Consider the following 16,249-nt stretch of genomic DNA (forward strand, 5'->3'; position numbering starts at 1 on the left):
GGGTAAACAAACGGGCAAGGGAGGCGGTCATCAAGAACCGCCGCAACACGAACGACAACAGAAGCGAGCCAGCCATGTCGGTACGGTCTAAGGTCATTGAAGCGATCCAGCAGATCGCCAAAGAGCAGCACGTCGCGCTTCCCGCACTCTCGGACGAGCTGTCCCTGCACGAGACGGGCTTCGACTCGCTCGCCTTCGCCATCCTGGTGGCGCGCCTCGAGGACGAGACCGGCGTCGACCCTTTCACCATTTCCGAGGACGCAGCGTTCCCCGCCACCGTGGGCGATTTCGTGCGGGCCTACGAAAATGTCCCCGCGTGAGATCTTTGCGCTCCGCGACCATCTCGGCGCGGAGCTGACCGGCCGCACGCTGTCGGACGCGCACGATGTCGTGTCGTTGACGGATATCCTGTCGCAGACGGTCCTGGGTGGCCGCCTGGGCGAGCTGTCCGGCCGCGCGGTGCTGCTGAAATTGTCCGACCAGCTCCGATCGGGTCTTGCCATGATCGAGCTCGACGGTATTGCCCGCCGCATGCTGCTGTGCCCGCCGGATCTCAACCCGGCGCATCTCGACGCGCTGATGGCGAATGCCGGGATCGATGCCGTTGTCACCGACGAGCCCGATCGCTGGGCCGAGACTGGCGTGCCGCTGGTCGTCACCGCACAACTGCCGCTTCAAGCCACAGCGCCGGCCAGGACCGAACGCGCCACGGAATGGCTGATGCTCACCTCGGGCACGTCGGGCGTGCCGAAAATCGTCGGCCATACGCTGGAAGCACTCACCGGCGCCATCGTCGCCGAAGGCCCGGCGCGCGGACCCGCGCCGGTATGGGCGACGTTCTACGACATCCGCCGCTATGGCGGCCTGCAGATATTCCTCCGCGCCGTCCTCTCGGGCGGCTCGATGGTGCTGTCCGATCCGCATGAGGCGCTCGCCGATCACGTCACGCGGCTGAACGCGCGGGGCGTCTCCCACATCTCCGGCACGCCCTCGCACTGGCGCAAGCTGTTGATGAGCGGCTCGGCCGCGCAGTTCGCGCCGCGCTATGTCCGCCTCTCCGGCGAGATCGCCGACCAGGCGGTGCTGGACGGCCTGAAAGCGGCGTTCCCGAATTCCTCCGTCGGCCATGCCTATGCGTCAACCGAGGCCGGCGTCGGCTTTGCCGTCAATGACGGGCTGGAAGGCTTTCCGGCGGACTACCTCGGCAACCGCAACGGCGTCGAAATGAAGGTCGTCGACGGCTCGCTACGTATCCGTTCGACGCGCACGGCGCACGCCTATATCGGCCGCGACGCGGCTGCGCTCACCGATGCAGACGGGTATGTCGATAGCGGCGATATCGTCGAATTGCGCGGCGACCGCTACTATTTCGTTGGCCGCCGCGGCGGCATCATCAATATCGGTGGGCTGAAGGTTCACCCCGAAGAGATCGAGGCGGTGATCAACCGTCATCTCGATGTGCGGATGTCGCGGGCGAAGTCACGCAAGAGCCCGATCACCGGCGGCATCGTCGTCGCCGACGTGATCCTCGCCGACGGCACCGATCCGGCGCGCGCGAAAGAGATCCGCGACCAGATTCTGGATCAGTGCCGCGCTCAGCTCGCCTCCCACAAGGTGCCGGCGGTGATCCGCTTCGTCGAGGCGCTCGACGTCACCCCGGCCGGCAAACTGGCGCGCACCGATGCATAATGTTCTCGTCACCGGCGGTAGCCGCGGTATCGGCCTTGCGATCGGCCAGCGGCTTGTTAATGGCGGCTACAACGTGATCGCGGCGGCGCGGCGCGAGAGCGACGAGCTCAAGGCGGCGATTGCCGGGTCGGAGGGGCGCCTGCATTTTCGCGCTTGCGACCTCGCCGTGATCGACGCGATCCCCGCCTACGCAAAACTCGTGCGCGATGAATTCGGCCCGATCTACGGCCTCGTCAACAATGCCGGCCTCGGCACCGAAGGCTTGCTCGCGACCATGCACAATTCCGAGATCGAGGCGCTGGTGCAGCTCAACGTGCTGTCGCCGATCATTCTCACCAAATATGTCGCGCGCCAGATGATGGCCGACGGCGCCGGCCGCATCATCAACATCTCCTCGATTATCGCGACGACCGGCTATAATGGCCTCTCGGTTTACGGTGCGACCAAGGCCGCCGCCACCGGCTTCACCCGTTCGCTCGCGCGCGAGGTCGGCAAGCTCGGCATCACCGTGAACGCGATCGCGCCCGGTTTCATCGACACCGAGCTGACGCACAACCTGTCTGACGACAGCCGCAAGCGCATCGCCGGCCGCAGCGCGCTGCGCCGCCTGCCGGAGACCGACGACGTCGCGCGGATGGTGGAGTATTTGCTGGGAGAGGGCGGTCGCAATGTGACGGGTACCGTGTTTACGGTCGACGCGGGCAACACGGCGTAGGTGGAACTCATCGCCACAATTGCATTGATCCGGCGCAATGACATCGTCCGGATTTGGTCGTAAGATCCCGCGCAATCGATTGGGTTACGTCAATCGATCTGCCCTAATCGATAGGGAGCAGTCCATGACCGCTTCGAGCCCGGACAAGGCGTCGGTAAAGCCATCTTGCGCAGAGCAAAGCGACGTTCACTGCGAGCCCGTTCACTGCGAGCCGATGTCTCACCAAAATTCCGGTGACCACGGTTACGAAATGTATCCGCAGAAATTCGTGCGTCTTGTCGGCTGCCATGACGTTCCCGCCTCCGCGCTACGCAAGCGCGTGGGCGAGAAGCTGCACTAGACATTCAGGTCCGATGCTTCGGCAGGTCAATCCGTTCGTGTGAGAACTCCGGCGGGCCCTCGGTCAGGCGGCGGATCCGGCGCTCGCGTTCGTCTTCAGACAGCGCAGGATCGAGCAGTCCCTCGAGTTCACGCACCGCAAGCTCTTCGATCCTGGTGGCATCCGAAGCGAGCGGGTGCCCTGGCGGGAGTGCCGGGGGCGCGACCTTCAGGCCGAGCTCGACCAGCTTACCGATGGCTTCCGAGCGCTACAGGTGATGGGTTTCGGCCCAGCTATCCACGGCCGCGGTCAGGCTTTCCGGCGTCTTCACCGCGCTGATCGGATCACGCCCAGTGCGCCGGCTTGCCGGAGCGATGGAGTCCTTCCTGTCGAAGTCGGACACGTCGATGTTCCCGCGCAACCATGTCAGATCATCGAGACTAGACGCCATTTACGGTCAACCGTTTAATGACCTTCTGTGGCATTGCAGTGCGCCCTCATCTTGTTGTCCGGGTCCATTTCGGCCAATGGTTGCAAGGGCGCGCGCCTGGCGAACCGAATCGATTCTTCTACGTATGTCCCTTTGGACGTGCGTCCCAACCATCCGGCATCATCCGATGACATCAGCGTTCTATAGCGGCATTCCGGTCTTTCGCGGCTTCACCAGTCTGATGGACCCCGCTTTGTATTCGCCGCTGCCCGACGACTGGAGCGTCGGCGTTGCCGACATCGTGGATTCGACCAAGGCCATCGCGGCGCAGCGCTACAAGGCGGTGAACATGGCCGGTGCCGCCGTGATCGCAGCCGTGACGAATGCATTGGAGGGACGCGAATTTCCCTTCGTGTTCGGCGGCGACGGCGCGAGTTTTGCGGTCGCGCCTAATGATCTCGAACTGGCCCGCGAGGCTTTGGCTGCGACCGCGACCTGGGTGCGGGAAGATCTCGACTTGCGGATGCGCGTCGCGCTGGTGCCGGTGAGCGCCATTCGCGCGCATGGCCTAGACGTGCGCGTCGCGCGCTTCGGACCGTCGGCCAATTTGTCCTATGCGATGTTTTCTGGCGGCGGGCTCGCCTGGGCGGACGCAGCGATGAAGCGCGGCGAGTTTGCGATCACCGAAGCGCCCGCGGGGACGCAGCCCGATCTCTCCGGCCTGTCCTGCCGCTTCGAGGTGATTCCGGCTGCGCGCGGCCTGATCCTGTCCGTGCTGGTCATGCCGGCCCAAGGCGCCGATCCCTCGGCATTCCGCAACGTGATCGAGGACATCATCCATCTCGTCGAGCGCAGCCCGGATGCCGGTCGTCCCGTGCCGCCACAAGGGCCGCCGCTGACATGGCCGCCGCAAGGGCTGGAATATGAGGCGCGCACCAAGCGCGGAGGTCCGTTGCTCGCACGCCGCGCCAGCGTGCTGGCCTACACCCTTTTCGTCTATCTGATCATGCGCTTCGATCTCAAGGTCGGCGGCTTCGTGCCGAAGCTCTATACACGGCAGGTCGTGGAGAACTCCGACTTCCGAAAATATGACGACGGCCTGCGCATGATCCTCGACTGTACGCCGGAGCTCGAACGCGCCCTCAGCGATCGCCTCGCGATTGCCGCGCGCGACGGCATCGTGCGTTACGGCCTCTATCAGCAGGACGCTGCGATGATGACCTGCTTCACCCCGTCGGCGTTGCGCAGCGATCACGTCCATTTTATCGACGGCGCGCGGGGCGGCTACGCCTCGGCGGCGACGGCGCTGAAGGCGATGACGGCGTGAAGCGCTAGCGCCCCGCCCGCGTCCAGGTTTCGCCGCCGCAGAGCGCGCCGACGCAGCCTTCGACCCGCAGCGAATCCGGATGGAATCACATTCCCGCGTTTATTTGCCTGCGTGCAATGACCTGCGCTTATTTGACCCAGCGCACGAAGGCGACCGAGGCCGCGGTCGACAGCCCGAATACCGCCATGGCGCCGCCGACCAGCGCGAACAGGGTCCAGGCCGGAGCCTGCACCATCATGAGGCCGCCGCCGCCGATCGCGACGATCAGAAGCCGTGCGGTGGAGGCGAGCACGGCACCGCCGACCCGCGCCGCGCCTTGCGAGGAGAAATACAGCGACACGCCCACGCCGAAGAACACGAAGGTTGGGCCTGCCCAGTGGAAGTAGCTGTGCGCGGCGGCGGCAACGCCGGGATCCCTGGTGAAGAGCGAAACCCACAGGGATGGATCGAGCGCGATGATGAGGCCGATCAGGCCGACGGTAAGTCCCGAGGCCCCGGCCGCGGTCCAGGCCACGCGCCGCGCGCGCTTCACCTGTCCGGCGCCCATCGCCATGCCGACCATCGGCACCGATGCGATGCCGAAGGCGAAGGTGATCGGGATCAGCAAGAATTCCAGTCGCGAGCCGATGCCGTAACCGGCGAGCATCTCGGTGCCGAAGGTCGCCAGGATCTTGGTGAAGATCAAAATGGTGAGCACGGTCTGGAGCGGCGACAGGCAGGCGACCGCGCCGACCTTGAGGATGTCGAAGAACAACGCGCGATCGAAATGGAAGGCGCCGAAATCCAGCGGCAGCCGGCTGCGGCCGGACCAGAGGTACCAGAGGAAGAAGATCGCAGCGCAGGTGAATGCGATCAACTGACCGGCGGCCACTCCGGGCATGCCGAATTGCGGCACGCCGAACAGGCCGAGCCCCAGCGTGCCGCCGAGCGCGATCTGGAGCACGCTCGTCCCGATCAGCGCCATCGAGGGCAGACGCATGTCGCCGGTGCCGCGGATCACCGACGCCAACGTGTTGACGAGCCAGATCGCGACCGCGCCGGAGAACAGCATTTGCGAATAGCCGCTGGCTTCCTCGAGCACACGCTCGCGCCCGCCCAGCAGCGCGAAGAACGAGCGGCCGAAGACGAGCATCGTCACCGTGAAGAAAAGCCCGCCGCAGAGGCCGATGATGGCGGCATGCAGCGCCAGCGTCGCCGCACGGTTCCGGTCGCCTGCGCCGAGCGCGCGGCTGATCGCAGACGAGACGCCGCCGCCCATCGCGCCTGCGCTCATCATCTGCGTCAGCATGGCGAATGGGAACACCAGCGCGATCGCGGCGAGCGGAATGGTGCCGAGCCGGCCGATATAGGAGGTCTCGGCGACCGCGACCAGCGTGCTGCCCACCATCGCGATCATGTTGGGGATCGCGAGCCGCAGCAGCGTCGGCAGGATCGGGGCCGTCAGCAAGCCGGCGATGGGGGAGGCGACCGGGGCAGGCAGCGGCACGGCGTCTATCGAGGCGTCGATCGTCATGTGTCACCGCGCGGAATATTGGATGATGATCGACATATTATATGGCGGGCAGCCCCGGCACCAGCCGCGCCTCACGCAGGGCTCACCAGGGCAGGCCGCAGAGGTCGATAGTGCCGAGTGTCGGCGCGCTGACGATGTTGCAGACATAGGGCGCCATGTGAGTGAAGCGGATCCGCCCCTCCGGCTGCTCGCAATAGACCTCGCCCTTGAAGGGGAGCCAGCTGCGGGCTTCGTAGAACGCGACATTGTGCGGCTCGCAGAACAGCAGCGCGAAGCGGACCGCCTCGTTGGCGCGCATGGTATGCACCGCGGCATCGATCGCCATGGTCGCATAGCCGCGGCCGCGCCGATCCTCCCGCGTGCAGACGCCGCCGATGCCGCCGATGTGAACCTTCTGCCCATTCCAAGTGACGGTGCGGAAGTAGATGCCGACGTGGCAGACGAGACCATCCTCGGGCGTCTCGATGAGGACGCGCAGGTCGGCATTGGCCCATTTGACGTGAGCCCAGGGCTGCTTCGCGACGATATCAGGTCCGAAGACCGCCTGGTGCAGTGGCTCCGCCATCCGCCAGGAGGCGTCGCCGTTCAAAATGTCGATCTCGATGCTCATCGCTCTCACCTTCGCATCTCCGCGCCGTCGGTGCGTTTCGTTCTGCCATAAGCACCTCAAAGGCAATGATATTTTATGGCCTGGTTGAAACGCCCTACATCCTTGCGACGATTTTATGCAATCCGGCCAAGCCGCCGCACCATGCCTTTTGGAAAATTCACGGTATTTAACAGCCGCGGAACCTTCTATAAGGGGTGACCGTTAAGTCTCGTTCCCCCATCAGTCGCGGACAACACCCATGACCTTTACGCTGCCCCCACTCCCCTACGCCTATGACGCCCTCGGACAATTCATGTCGAAGGAAACGCTCGAATTCCACCACGACAAGCATCATCAGGCCTATGTCACCAACGGCAACAACGCGCTCAAGGGCACCGAATGGGAAGGCAAGTCCCTTGAGGAGATCGTCAAGGGCTCGTTCGGCAAGAACCCCGCGGTGTTCAACAATGCCGGCCAGCACTACAACCACATCCATTTCTGGAGCTGGATGAAGCCCAATGGCGGCGGCACCAAGCTGCCGGGCAAGATCGAGAAGAAGATCAACGAGGACCTCGGCGGCTTCGAGAAGTTCAAGACGGACTTCCAGGCGGCCGGCGTCGGCCAGTTCGGCTCCGGCTGGTGCTGGCTCCAGGTCAAGAACGGCAAGCTCGAGATTTCCAAGACCCCGAACGGCGAGAATCCGCTGGTGCACGGCGCCACCCCGATCCTCGGCTGCGACGTCTGGGAGCACTCCTACTACATCGACTACCGCAACCGCCGTCCCGACTATCTGAAGGCGTTTGTCGAGAACCTCGTGAACTGGGAATACGTCGAGTCGCTGTTCGACAAGGCCTGAGTTCGACGAGGCCTGGGCTTCACGCATTCCGGGGCCGGCTTTGCCGCTCCGGAATGACGGAATTGAAAGGCGGTCGAGGCGCGGCCGCCTTTTTGTTGTGCGGAATTCGCACTTCGCCTCGCATGGCCCTGCGCGAGGTGCGCATCGCTCCCGTCATCGTACTGTTTGCATCGCATCTGCGGCGCCCTTAAGCAGGACGGGCATCGCCCTCGAGCCGAACGCGCCCGTTGTCAGATCCTTCCTCGAAAGACCCGGCATCCGCCGAGGACGCGGAATCCGAGCCGCGGCCGGGTCGCGTGCGCAAGCCGATCGGCTGGTCGACCATCATCATCGCAGCCCTTGTGGCGGTGAGCGCAGGTCTGGTCTGGCGGCGTGATGGCACCGACGGTGTTCTCGAGATACTGACCCACGATCTCTCGCTGTTCGGCGGCATCCTGCCCCGCGTGCTGGCCGGCTGCCTGCTCGGTGCGTTCATCTCCGAGATCCTGCCGCACGAAAAAGTCTCGCGCGCGCTCGGGCCGAAATCGGGCCTGAAAGGCCTTCTGATCGGCACCGCCTTCGGCGCGATCCTGCCCGGCGGTCCCTTCACCGCCTATCCCGTGGCGAGTGCGCTGCTGGCGGTCGGCGCCGATTTCGGTGCCACCATCGCCATGGTCGTGAGTTGGACCTTGATCGGCTATGGCCGGGCGGTCGCCTGGGAAATCCCGATTATGGGCACCGACTTCACGCTGTGGCGCATCGTCATCTCGCTGCCGTTGCCGGTGCTCGCAGGCGCGCTCGGCCGCTTCGTCTATGTCCGGCTTTATCCGAAGCCGGCCATGAAGGACGACGAGACATGAGCGCCGCGCTCCTGATCGACATCCTGTTGTGGGGTTCGGTGTTCGGCGTCGGCCTGATCGCCTTTCGCCGCGGCCCACCAGTGTTCAAGGCCTCGCTGCGCGAAGGCTCGATGGACTTCATCAACATCGTGCCGCGGATCGCGCTGGGGGTGATCGGCTCCGGCTACATCGCCGCTATCATCCCACAGGAGGTGATCAGCGGCTGGCTCGGCCCGGACAGCGGCTGGCTCGGGGTCGCGACTGCCGTGGTCGCCGGGGCCGCGACGCCCGGTGGCCCGGTGATCGGGTTCTCGATCGGGACGGTGGCCCTGAAATCGGGTGGTGGGGTGCCGCAGGTGGTCGCCTATGTCGTCGCTTGGGCGCTATTTGCCTTCCAACGGGTGATTTTGTGGGAAATTCCGTTCATGCCGGCCCGTTTCGTCTGGTTCCGCTGCGCGGTTTCGGTGCCGTTCCCGTTCGTCGCCGCCGCCATCGCCATGCTGATCGGCAAACCCTGAGCCCGGCATGGACAGCTGTAATGTTATAATATAACATCCAGGAATGGTTCCCGCCGCGTCCCAAGCCCATCATAGCGATCATGCTCATAGCCATTCCCATGACGACGGGCATTCGCATGGACACGATCACACCCACGCACATGTCCACGGTGCGGCCTCTCCGCATCCGGCTCAGGCGGCGCACTGGTCGATCCTGCGCATGACGATGGCCGCCCGTCTCGCGGCCGCGCTCGCGGTCTGCGCCGTGCTTTGGGGCGTGGTCTTCCTGGCGATGAGGTGACCATGGCGGCGCTGCATTTCCACAACGTTACGCTCGGCTATGACCGCCATCCGGCCGTGCACCACCTCAATGGGGAGGTCGCGCCGGGCGCGCTGCTGGCCGTGATCGGCCCGAACGGCGCCGGCAAGTCGACGCTGCTGCGGGGCATCGTCGGCATCCTCAGGCCGCTCGACGGCAGCATCCATCTCGGCGGGCTCGACAGCCGCGATATCGCCTATCTGCCGCAGAGTGCGGAGATCGACCGCAGCTTCCCGATCTCGGTGCTGGACTTCGTCGCCACCGGGCTGTGGCGTGGGACCGGCCTGTTCGGCGGCATCGGCAAGGCGGCGCGCGAAAAGATCCTCCGCGCGATCGCTTCCGTTGGCCTCAACGGTTTCGAAAACCGCCCAATCGGCACGCTCTCGGGCGGCCAGATGCAGCGCGTGCTGTTCGCGCGCGTACTGCTCCAGGACGCGCGGCTGATCGTGCTGGACGAGCCCTTCAACGCCATCGACAGCAAGACCACGGCTGATCTGCTGACGCTGGTGAAGCACTGGCATGGCGAGGGCCGCACAGTGCTCGCCGCACTGCACGACATGGAGATGGTGCGCACCCATTTCAGCGAGACGCTGGTGCTGGCGCGCGGTCCCGTGGTGTGGGGGCCGACGGCGGAGGTGCTGACGCCGGAAAACCTGCTGGTCGCAATGCGGATGTGCGAAGCCTTCGACGACAGCGCCGCCACCTGCTCGGCCGATGATGCCCGCTCACGGGCGGCTTGATATCCGATGCTCTATGACGCGTTGATCGGCCCGTTCACCGAATTCGAGTTCATGCGACGTGCGCTCGCGGCCGTTATCGCGCTGTCGCTCGCGGGTGCGCCGATCGGCGTGTTCCTGATGTTGCGGCGGATGAGCCTGGTCGGCGACGCCATGGCACATGCAATCCTCCCCGGCGCCGCTGTCGGTTTCCTGCTCTCCGGCCTCAATCTGTTCGCGATGACGGCCGGAGGCCTGATCGCAGGTTTTGCCGTCGCAATCCTCGCAGGCCTCGTCGCGCGCTCGACCGGGTTGAAGGAGGATGCCTCGCTCGCGACCTTCTATCTGGCCTCGCTGGCGCTCGGCGTCACCATCGTCTCGATCAAGGGCACCAATATCGACCTGCTGCACGTGCTGTTCGGCAATATTCTCGCGATGGACGACCAGACGCTGCTGGTCGTCGCATTCAACGCCACGGTCACGCTGCTGGTGCTCGCCGTGATCTACCGTCCGCTGGTGATCGAAAGCGTCGATCCGCTGTTTTTGCGCACCGTCAGCCGGGCCGGCGGGCCTGCGCATCTCGCTTTCCTCGCGCTGGTCGTGATCAACCTCGTCAACGGCTTTCAGGCGCTCGGCACGCTGCTCGCGGTCGGCCTGATGATCCTGCCGGCCGGCATCGCGCGGTTCTGGTCGCGCGATCTCACCGTCATGATCTGCATCGCGGTCGTCGCTGCCGCCGTGTCCGGCTATGCAGGTCTCGTGCTGTCGTTCCAGACCCGTGTGCCGTCGGGTCCTGCGATCATTCTGGTGGCAAGCGCGCTCTACACCGTCTCCGTCCTGTTCGGCCGGGTCGGCGGCGTCGTTAGGCAGCTGTTTCCCGGCCGGCATTTGGAAGCGTGATAGCGATGCGGCGCATCCTGCTTTGTGTGCTTATGCTGATCGCCTCGCCGCTGCACGCCGCTGAGCAACTGAAAGTCGTCGCGAGCTTCTCGATCCTGGCCGACTTCGTCCGTAATGTCGGCGGCGACCGGATCAATCTGACGACGTTGGTCGGGGCCGACAGCGACGTCCATGTCTACGCGCCCGCGCCAAGCGATGCGAAGCGGATCGCGGACGCAAAGCTGGTCATCGTCAACGGGCTTGGTCTCGAGGGCTGGCTGCCACGGCTCGTGCAGTCCTCGGGCAGCAAGGCGCAGGTGGTTATCGTGAGCGCCGGCATCGCGCCGCTCAAGCTCGGCTCGGCCGCAGATCCGCATGGCTGGCAGTCGGTCCCCAACGCCAAAATCTACGTCACCGACATCGCCAATGCGCTGGCCGCGGTCGACCCTGACGATGCGGAGTTCTTCCGCGCCCGGGCCAAGGCCTATTTGGAAAAGCTCGAAACGCTCGACCGCGAGGTCCGCGCAGCCGTGGCCAAGATCCCGCAGGAGCGTCGCAAGGTGATTTCGACCCATGACGCTTTCGGCTATTTCGCCGCCGAATACGGCGTCCAGTTCATCGCGCCGCTCGGCGTCTCCACGGAAACCGAGCCCAGCGCGCGGGACATCGCCACCATCATCGGCCAGATCAAGGCCCAAAAAATCCCAGCCGTGTTCCTGGAAAATATCAGCGACGACCGGCTGATCCGGCGGATCGCGGCGGAGACCGGCTCAAAAGTCGGCGGGACCCTGATTTCGGACGGTTTGACCGGCGAAAAGGGGCCTGCACCCACTTACATTGATATGGTCAGGCACAATATAAAGGCCCTGACCAGTGCGCTTGACCACTAGGGCAGGGGCCACCCCGCCTCGCGTCGCGCGAAAAGCCCGAAGTCCGGAGTTGTTATGTCTGAAGCGACCGCCCCAAAAATTCCCGTGACCGTCCTGACCGGCTATCTCGGTGCGGGCAAGACCACGCTGTTGAACCGCATCCTGTCGGAAAACCACGGCAAGAAATACGCCGTCATCGTCAACGAATTCGGCGAGATCGGCATCGACAACGACCTCATCATCGGTGCCGATGAGGAAGTGTTCGAAATGAACAACGGCTGCATCTGCTGCACCGTGCGCGGCGATCTCGTGCGCATCATGGAAGGCCTGATGAAGCGCAAGGGCAAGTTCGACGCCATCATCGTCGAGACCACCGGTCTTGCCGATCCGGCCCCCGTCGCCCAGACCTTCTTCGTCGACGAGGACGTGCAGAAGAGCGCGCGCCTCGATGCGGTGGTCACGGTTGCGGACGCCAAATGGCTATCCGACCGCCTCAAGGATGCACCTGAGGCCAAGAACCAGATCGCCTTTGCCGACGTCATCGTGCTGAACAAGATCGATCTCGTTTCCAAGGGAGAACTTGCCGAGGTCGAGGCCCGCATCCGCGCCATCAATCCCTATGCGAAACTGCATCGCACCGAGCGCTGCTCGGTGGCTTTGGCGGACGTGCTCGACCGCGGCGCTTTCGACCTCGACCGCATCCTCGACATCGAGCCGGACTTCCTGAATGCCGAGGATCATGACCACGACCATGATCATCACCATCACGACCATCATCACAATCATGATCACAGCCACGGCCTGAAGCACTATCACGACGAGGACATGCAGTCGCTGTCACTCAAGACCGACAAGCCGCTCGATCCGAACGTGTTCATGCCCTGGCTTCAGAACCTGGTGCAGGTGGAGGGCGGCAAGATCCTGCGCTCCAAGGGCATCCTTGCTTTCCACGACGATGATGACCGCTACGTCTTTCAGGGTGTCCACATGATGCTGGAGGGCAACCACCAGCGCAAATGGAAGGACGGCGAGCCGCGCGAGAGCCGCCTCGTCTTCATCGGTCGCGAATTGCCGCAAGACCTCATTCGCCAGGGTTTTGAGAGCTGCATCGTCTCGTGATGAAAGAGTTTACGCCACCCGCCGATTCCGCCTCGATCGTCTCCGTCACCGAGCGCGTCAAACCGCTCGCGCTCGGCATGGTCGTGACCTCCGTGCATTTCCTTGGCAACCGCGCCGCCTTCGTCGGCGGCGAGGAGAATGTCGCGCTCGTGGATAGCCAGGGTGAGATCAGCAAGATCGCCGTGCACAGCGGCGGCATTCTCTCGGCCGCCTCCGACGGCAAGCGCCTCGTGATGGGCGGCGACGATGGAAAAGTCGTGTCGCTCGAGGCCAAAGGCGAAGTGACGCTGCTTGCGACCGACCCGAAACGGCGCTGGATCGATGCGGTGGCGCTGCATCCGGACGGTGCCTACGCCTGGTCGGCTGGCAAGACTGCTTTCTTCAAGAGCGGCAAGAGCGAGGAGAAGTCGCTCGAGGTGCCCTCGACCGTCGGCGGCCTCGCGTTTGCGCCGAAGGGCCAGCGTCTCGCGATCGCCCATTACAACGGCGCGACGCTGTGGTTTCCCAACATGGCGGGGTCGGCCGAATTCCTGCCTTGGGCCGGCTCGCATCTCGGCGTCACCTTCAGCCCGGACAACAAATTCCTGGTCACCACGATGCACGAATCGGCGCTGCACGGCTGGCGGCTTGCCGACAACAGGCACATGCGCATGACCGGCTATCCCAGCCGCGTCCGCTCGATGTCGTGGAGCGCGGGCGGCAAGGCGCTGGCGACCTCGGGCGCCGACACGGTGATCCTGTGGCCGTTCGCTAGCAAGGATGGCCCGATGGGCAAGGAGCCAGCGATGCTCGCGCCGCTGCAGGCGCGCGTGTCGGTCGTCGCCTGCCACCCCAGGAACGACATCTTCGCCGCCGGCTACAGCGACGGCACCGTGCTGATGGTCCGTCTGGAGGACGGCGCCGAGATCCTCGTCCGCCGCAACGGCACGCCCGCAGTCGCCGCGCTCGCCTGGAACGCGAAGGGGACGCTGTTGGCGTTCGCCGACGAAAATGGTGATGGCGGCCTGCTCGAGCTTTAATCTGTCATCGTTCCGACCGTGGATGGGGCCATGTGGCGCGCAGCCGTCGAGTTCCGGCCGCCACGGGCGGGAACCGCAGAGCGGCAATTTCGTTGATCCCGCAGACAAAGGCGGTGATCGACATGCCCGGCCAATATGACAAGCGCAGACTGAAGCTCGACTTGATGGTCGCCTGCTCGCTGTTCGCGGCAGGCGTCGTGGTGTCAGGCATGTCGCTGGCGCAAATCCGCGCCGAGACCCGGATGCAGACAGCCCAAGCGACGCAACCCCTTCAGGGCACGCCGTCCGACGATCAGAATAAGCCCGCGGAAGCCAAGCCCGGCGGCGACCGGCCGACCACGCCCGCCCCAGAGCCCGCGCGGCCCGAACCGCAGACGCAGGGCGCTGCCGGCGCGGCGAAACCAGCATTGCCGCCAGCCCCAGCCGAGAAGATCGCGCCGCCGATCGAGAGGAAGTAGGTTCTGCATCTACGCGGGTGCTGTCATCGTCCGCGAAGGCGGACGATCCAGTATTCCAGAGGCTGTGCGTGGATACGGAGATGCTGCGGCGTACTGGATGCCCCGCCTGCCGCTTACGCTAAAGCTTCGGCGCGCCTGGACCTCAACCTCGGCTAAGCCTTGGCGTAGCCGGGTCGCGGGGCATGACAGCAGTGGCCGTGGCGCGACGCCGCCTCACCGCACCAGAACATTCCGGAACTGCCAGGGATCGCTCGTGTCGATGTCCTCCGGGAACAGTCCCGGACGATCCGTCAGCGGCGTCCAGTCGGTATAAAAACCCTTCACCGGGCCGAGATACGGCAGCTGAATTTCCAGCAGACGATCGAAATCCATCTCGTCGGCTTCGACGATGCCCTCGTTCGGGTTTTCTAGCGCCCACACCATGCCGCCGAGCACGGCGGAGGTCACTTGCAGACCGGTGGCGTTCTGATAGGGCGCGAGCTTGCGGGTCTCTTCGATCGAGAGCTGCGAGCCGTACCAGTAGGCATTGTTGTCATGGCCGAACAGCAGCACGCCGAGTTCGTCGATGCCGTCGACGATTTCGTTCTCGTCGAGGATGTGGTGCTTTTCCTGCATCTTCGCGGCGCGGCCGAACATTTCATGCAGCGACAGCACGGCATCGTCAGCCGGATGATAGGCGTAGTGGCAGGTCGGCCGATAGACCGCCGTGCCCGATGCGTCGCGCACGGTGAAATAGTCGGCAATCGAGATCGACTCGTTGTGGGTGACGAGGAAGCCATATTGCGCGCCGCGGGTCGGGCACCAGGTGCGCACGCGCGTGTTGGCGCCGGGCTGCATCAGATAGATGGCAGCGCCGCAGCCGGCTTCGTGAGTCCGCGCATTCTCGGGCATCCATTTTTCGTGGGTGCCCCAGCCGAGCTCGGAGGGCTGCACGCCTTCCGACAGGAAACCTTCCACCGACCAGGTGTTGACGAAGACATCGGGCTCTTTCGGCTTCTTGGAGCGCTGGGTGTCGCGTTCGGCGATATGGATGCCCTTGATACCGGCCTGTCGCATCAAGTCCGCCCATTCGGCTTTGGTCTTCGGCTTGGGGGCATTGAGCTTCAGATCGGCGGCGACGTTGAGCAACGCCTGCTTGACGAAAAACGAGACCATGCCGGGATTGGCGCCACAGCAGGAGACGGCCGTCGTCGACCCCGCGGGGCGCGCCTTCTTGGCGGCCAGCGTCGCTTCGCGAAGGGCGTAGTTGGAGCGCGCCTCCGGGCCCTTCGACGAATCGAAATAGAAGCCGAGCCAGGGCTCGTTGACGGTGTCGATATAGAGAGCGCCGAGCTCGTTGCAGAGCTCCATGATGTCGGTGGAGCCGGTGTCGACCGAGAGATTGACGCAAAAGCCCTGGCCGCCGCCTTCGGTGAGCAGCGGGGTCAGCAACTCGCGGTAATTGTCCTTGGTCACACCCTTCTGGATGAAGCGCACATTGTGCTTCTCGCAATGCGCCTTGCGACCCTCGTCCTTGGGATCGATCACGGTGATGCGCGATTTGTCGTAATCGAGATGCCGCTCGATCAGCGGCAGCGTGCCTTTGCCGATGGAGCCGAAGCCGACCATGACGATGGGGCCAGTGATCTTCGCGTAGATCTGCGAGGCGGGGCTCATAGGATGGTTTCTCCGGAACGTGCTGGCGAGCAAATGGTGAGGGATGGCTCAGGTGCTGCGGCGCTTGGCAGTGGCTTCGATCTCGACTTTCATCTCGGGCTTGTAGAGCGCCGAGACGACGAGAAGCGTGGCGGCCGGGCGGATCTCGCCGAGGACTTCGCCGCAGACCGCGAAATGCGCGTCTGCGTTCTTGGCGTCGGTGAGGTAATAGGTGACGCGGACAATGTCGGCCATCTCGAAGCCGCCCTCCTTCAGGGCAGCTTCGATGGTCTTGAAGCAGTTGCGTGACTGGCTCGTGACATCGGCCGGCATCGTCATGGTGGTGTAGTCGTAGCCGGTGGTACCCGCGACGAAGGCGAACTCGCCGTCGATCACGGCGCGGCTGTAGCCGGCGGTCTTCTCGAACGGGGAGCCGGTGGAAATCAGGCGGCGGGACATGGTCGTAGGCCTCGACTGAAGAG

At 64.5% G+C, this 16,249-nt stretch carries 19 protein-coding genes and 2 pseudogenes; 15 read left to right on the forward strand and 6 right to left on the reverse strand.

Annotation, left to right across the window (positions count from 1 at the left end; genetic code table 11):
* The first annotated feature begins 74 nt into the window (after positions 1-74).
* The 4 genes from IVB13_RS26580 to IVB13_RS26595 all read left to right on the forward strand — a co-directional run bounded on the left by IVB13_RS26580 (position 75) and on the right by IVB13_RS26595 (position 2,744).
* Positions 75-320 carry an acyl carrier protein gene (locus IVB13_RS26580; RefSeq protein WP_018453301.1) on the forward strand — a complete coding sequence of 82 codons (246 nt, stop codon included), beginning with the start codon at positions 75-77 and terminating at the stop codon, positions 318-320.
* Positions 307-1,689, forward strand: a complete 1,383-nt coding sequence (locus IVB13_RS26585; RefSeq protein WP_018453302.1) for a fatty acid--CoA ligase family protein — start codon at positions 307-309, stop codon at positions 1,687-1,689. The genes IVB13_RS26580 and IVB13_RS26585 overlap by 14 nt, the downstream gene beginning before the upstream one ends.
* On the forward strand, positions 1,682-2,404 hold the full coding sequence (locus IVB13_RS26590; protein ID WP_247299310.1) for an SDR family NAD(P)-dependent oxidoreductase: 723 nt from the start codon (positions 1,682-1,684) through the stop codon (positions 2,402-2,404). The genes IVB13_RS26585 and IVB13_RS26590 overlap by 8 nt, the downstream gene beginning before the upstream one ends.
* A 124-nt stretch (positions 2,405-2,528) precedes the next feature.
* On the forward strand, positions 2,529-2,744 hold the full coding sequence (locus tag IVB13_RS26595) for a hypothetical protein (protein ID WP_026232507.1): 216 nt from the start codon (positions 2,529-2,531) through the stop codon (positions 2,742-2,744).
* A 4-nt stretch (positions 2,745-2,748) separates the two neighbouring features.
* Here IVB13_RS26595 and IVB13_RS26600 read toward each other — a convergent pair.
* Positions 2,749-3,174, reverse strand: a pseudogene (locus IVB13_RS26600) (hypothetical protein).
* Between the two features lie 166 nt (positions 3,175-3,340).
* Here IVB13_RS26600 and IVB13_RS26605 point away from each other — a divergent pair.
* Complete coding sequence (locus tag IVB13_RS26605) at positions 3,341-4,480, forward strand: DUF3095 domain-containing protein (protein WP_018453307.1); 1,140 nt, start codon at positions 3,341-3,343, stop codon at positions 4,478-4,480.
* 4 nt (positions 4,481-4,484) lie between these two features.
* Here IVB13_RS26605 and IVB13_RS26610 read toward each other — a convergent pair.
* The 3 genes and pseudogenes from IVB13_RS26610 to IVB13_RS26620 all read right to left on the reverse strand — a co-directional run.
* Positions 4,485-4,556, reverse strand: a pseudogene (locus IVB13_RS26610) (DUF2147 domain-containing protein); the annotation flags it as partial.
* A gap of 51 nt (positions 4,557-4,607) precedes the next feature.
* Positions 4,608-5,993 (reverse strand): MATE family efflux transporter, encoded by a 1,386-nt coding sequence (locus IVB13_RS26615; RefSeq protein ID WP_018453308.1) that lies wholly within the window; start codon positions 5,991-5,993, stop codon positions 4,608-4,610.
* Positions 5,994-6,075: 82 nt separating this feature from the next.
* Positions 6,076-6,603, reverse strand: coding sequence for a GNAT family N-acetyltransferase (locus IVB13_RS26620; RefSeq protein ID WP_018453309.1), 528 nt, complete (start codon positions 6,601-6,603; stop codon positions 6,076-6,078).
* A gap of 238 nt (positions 6,604-6,841) precedes the next feature.
* Here IVB13_RS26620 and IVB13_RS26625 point away from each other — a divergent pair, with 238 nt between their 5' ends.
* The 10 genes from IVB13_RS26625 to IVB13_RS26670 all read left to right on the forward strand — a co-directional run bounded on the left by IVB13_RS26625 (position 6,842) and on the right by IVB13_RS26670 (position 14,132).
* Complete coding sequence (locus IVB13_RS26625) at positions 6,842-7,438, forward strand: superoxide dismutase (protein WP_007597204.1); 597 nt, start codon at positions 6,842-6,844, stop codon at positions 7,436-7,438.
* 227 nt (positions 7,439-7,665) lie between these two features.
* Positions 7,666-8,277 carry a permease gene (locus IVB13_RS26630; protein WP_018453310.1) on the forward strand — a complete coding sequence of 204 codons (612 nt, stop codon included), beginning with the start codon at positions 7,666-7,668 and terminating at the stop codon, positions 8,275-8,277.
* A complete protein-coding gene (locus IVB13_RS26635; protein WP_018453311.1) occupies positions 8,274-8,774 on the forward strand; it encodes a hypothetical protein in 501 nt (166 codons plus the stop codon). The genes IVB13_RS26630 and IVB13_RS26635 overlap by 4 nt, the downstream gene beginning before the upstream one ends.
* 43 nt (positions 8,775-8,817) lie before the next feature.
* Positions 8,818-9,054 (forward strand): hypothetical protein, encoded by a 237-nt coding sequence (locus IVB13_RS26640; protein ID WP_039798633.1) that lies wholly within the window; start codon positions 8,818-8,820, stop codon positions 9,052-9,054.
* Positions 9,055-9,056: 2 nt separating this feature from the next.
* On the forward strand, positions 9,057-9,812 hold the full coding sequence (locus tag IVB13_RS26645; RefSeq protein ID WP_018453313.1) for an ABC transporter ATP-binding protein: 756 nt from the start codon (positions 9,057-9,059) through the stop codon (positions 9,810-9,812).
* Between the two features lie 6 nt (positions 9,813-9,818).
* Entirely contained in the window at positions 9,819-10,688 is an 870-nt protein-coding gene (locus IVB13_RS26650) for a metal ABC transporter permease (RefSeq protein WP_007597190.1), read from the forward strand.
* Positions 10,689-10,693: 5 nt separating this feature from the next.
* Positions 10,694-11,557, forward strand: coding sequence for a metal ABC transporter substrate-binding protein (locus tag IVB13_RS26655; RefSeq protein WP_018453314.1), 864 nt, complete (start codon positions 10,694-10,696; stop codon positions 11,555-11,557).
* A gap of 54 nt (positions 11,558-11,611) precedes the next feature.
* A complete protein-coding gene (locus IVB13_RS26660) occupies positions 11,612-12,655 on the forward strand; it encodes a GTP-binding protein (RefSeq protein ID WP_026232508.1) in 1,044 nt (347 codons plus the stop codon).
* Positions 12,655-13,674, forward strand: coding sequence for a WD40 repeat domain-containing protein (locus IVB13_RS26665; protein ID WP_018453316.1), 1,020 nt, complete (start codon positions 12,655-12,657; stop codon positions 13,672-13,674). The genes IVB13_RS26660 and IVB13_RS26665 overlap by 1 nt, the downstream gene beginning before the upstream one ends.
* A gap of 122 nt (positions 13,675-13,796) precedes the next feature.
* Positions 13,797-14,132, forward strand: a complete 336-nt coding sequence (locus IVB13_RS26670) for a hypothetical protein (RefSeq protein ID WP_026232509.1) — start codon at positions 13,797-13,799, stop codon at positions 14,130-14,132.
* 213 nt (positions 14,133-14,345) lie between these two features.
* On the opposite strand, the gene IVB13_RS26675 is transcribed toward IVB13_RS26670, so the two are convergent.
* Both IVB13_RS26675 and IVB13_RS26680 read right to left on the reverse strand, forming a co-directional pair.
* A complete protein-coding gene (locus IVB13_RS26675) occupies positions 14,346-15,788 on the reverse strand; it encodes a homospermidine synthase (RefSeq protein WP_018453318.1) in 1,443 nt (480 codons plus the stop codon).
* 48 nt (positions 15,789-15,836) lie between these two features.
* Complete coding sequence (locus IVB13_RS26680) at positions 15,837-16,226, reverse strand: RidA family protein (protein ID WP_018453319.1); 390 nt, start codon at positions 16,224-16,226, stop codon at positions 15,837-15,839.
* Between the last annotated feature and the right edge of the window lie 23 nt (positions 16,227-16,249).

Origin of the sequence: Bradyrhizobium sp. 17 (assembly GCF_023073515.1) — a bacterium.
Taxonomy (GTDB): Bacteria; Pseudomonadota; Alphaproteobacteria; order Rhizobiales; family Xanthobacteraceae; genus Bradyrhizobium; species Bradyrhizobium canariense_D.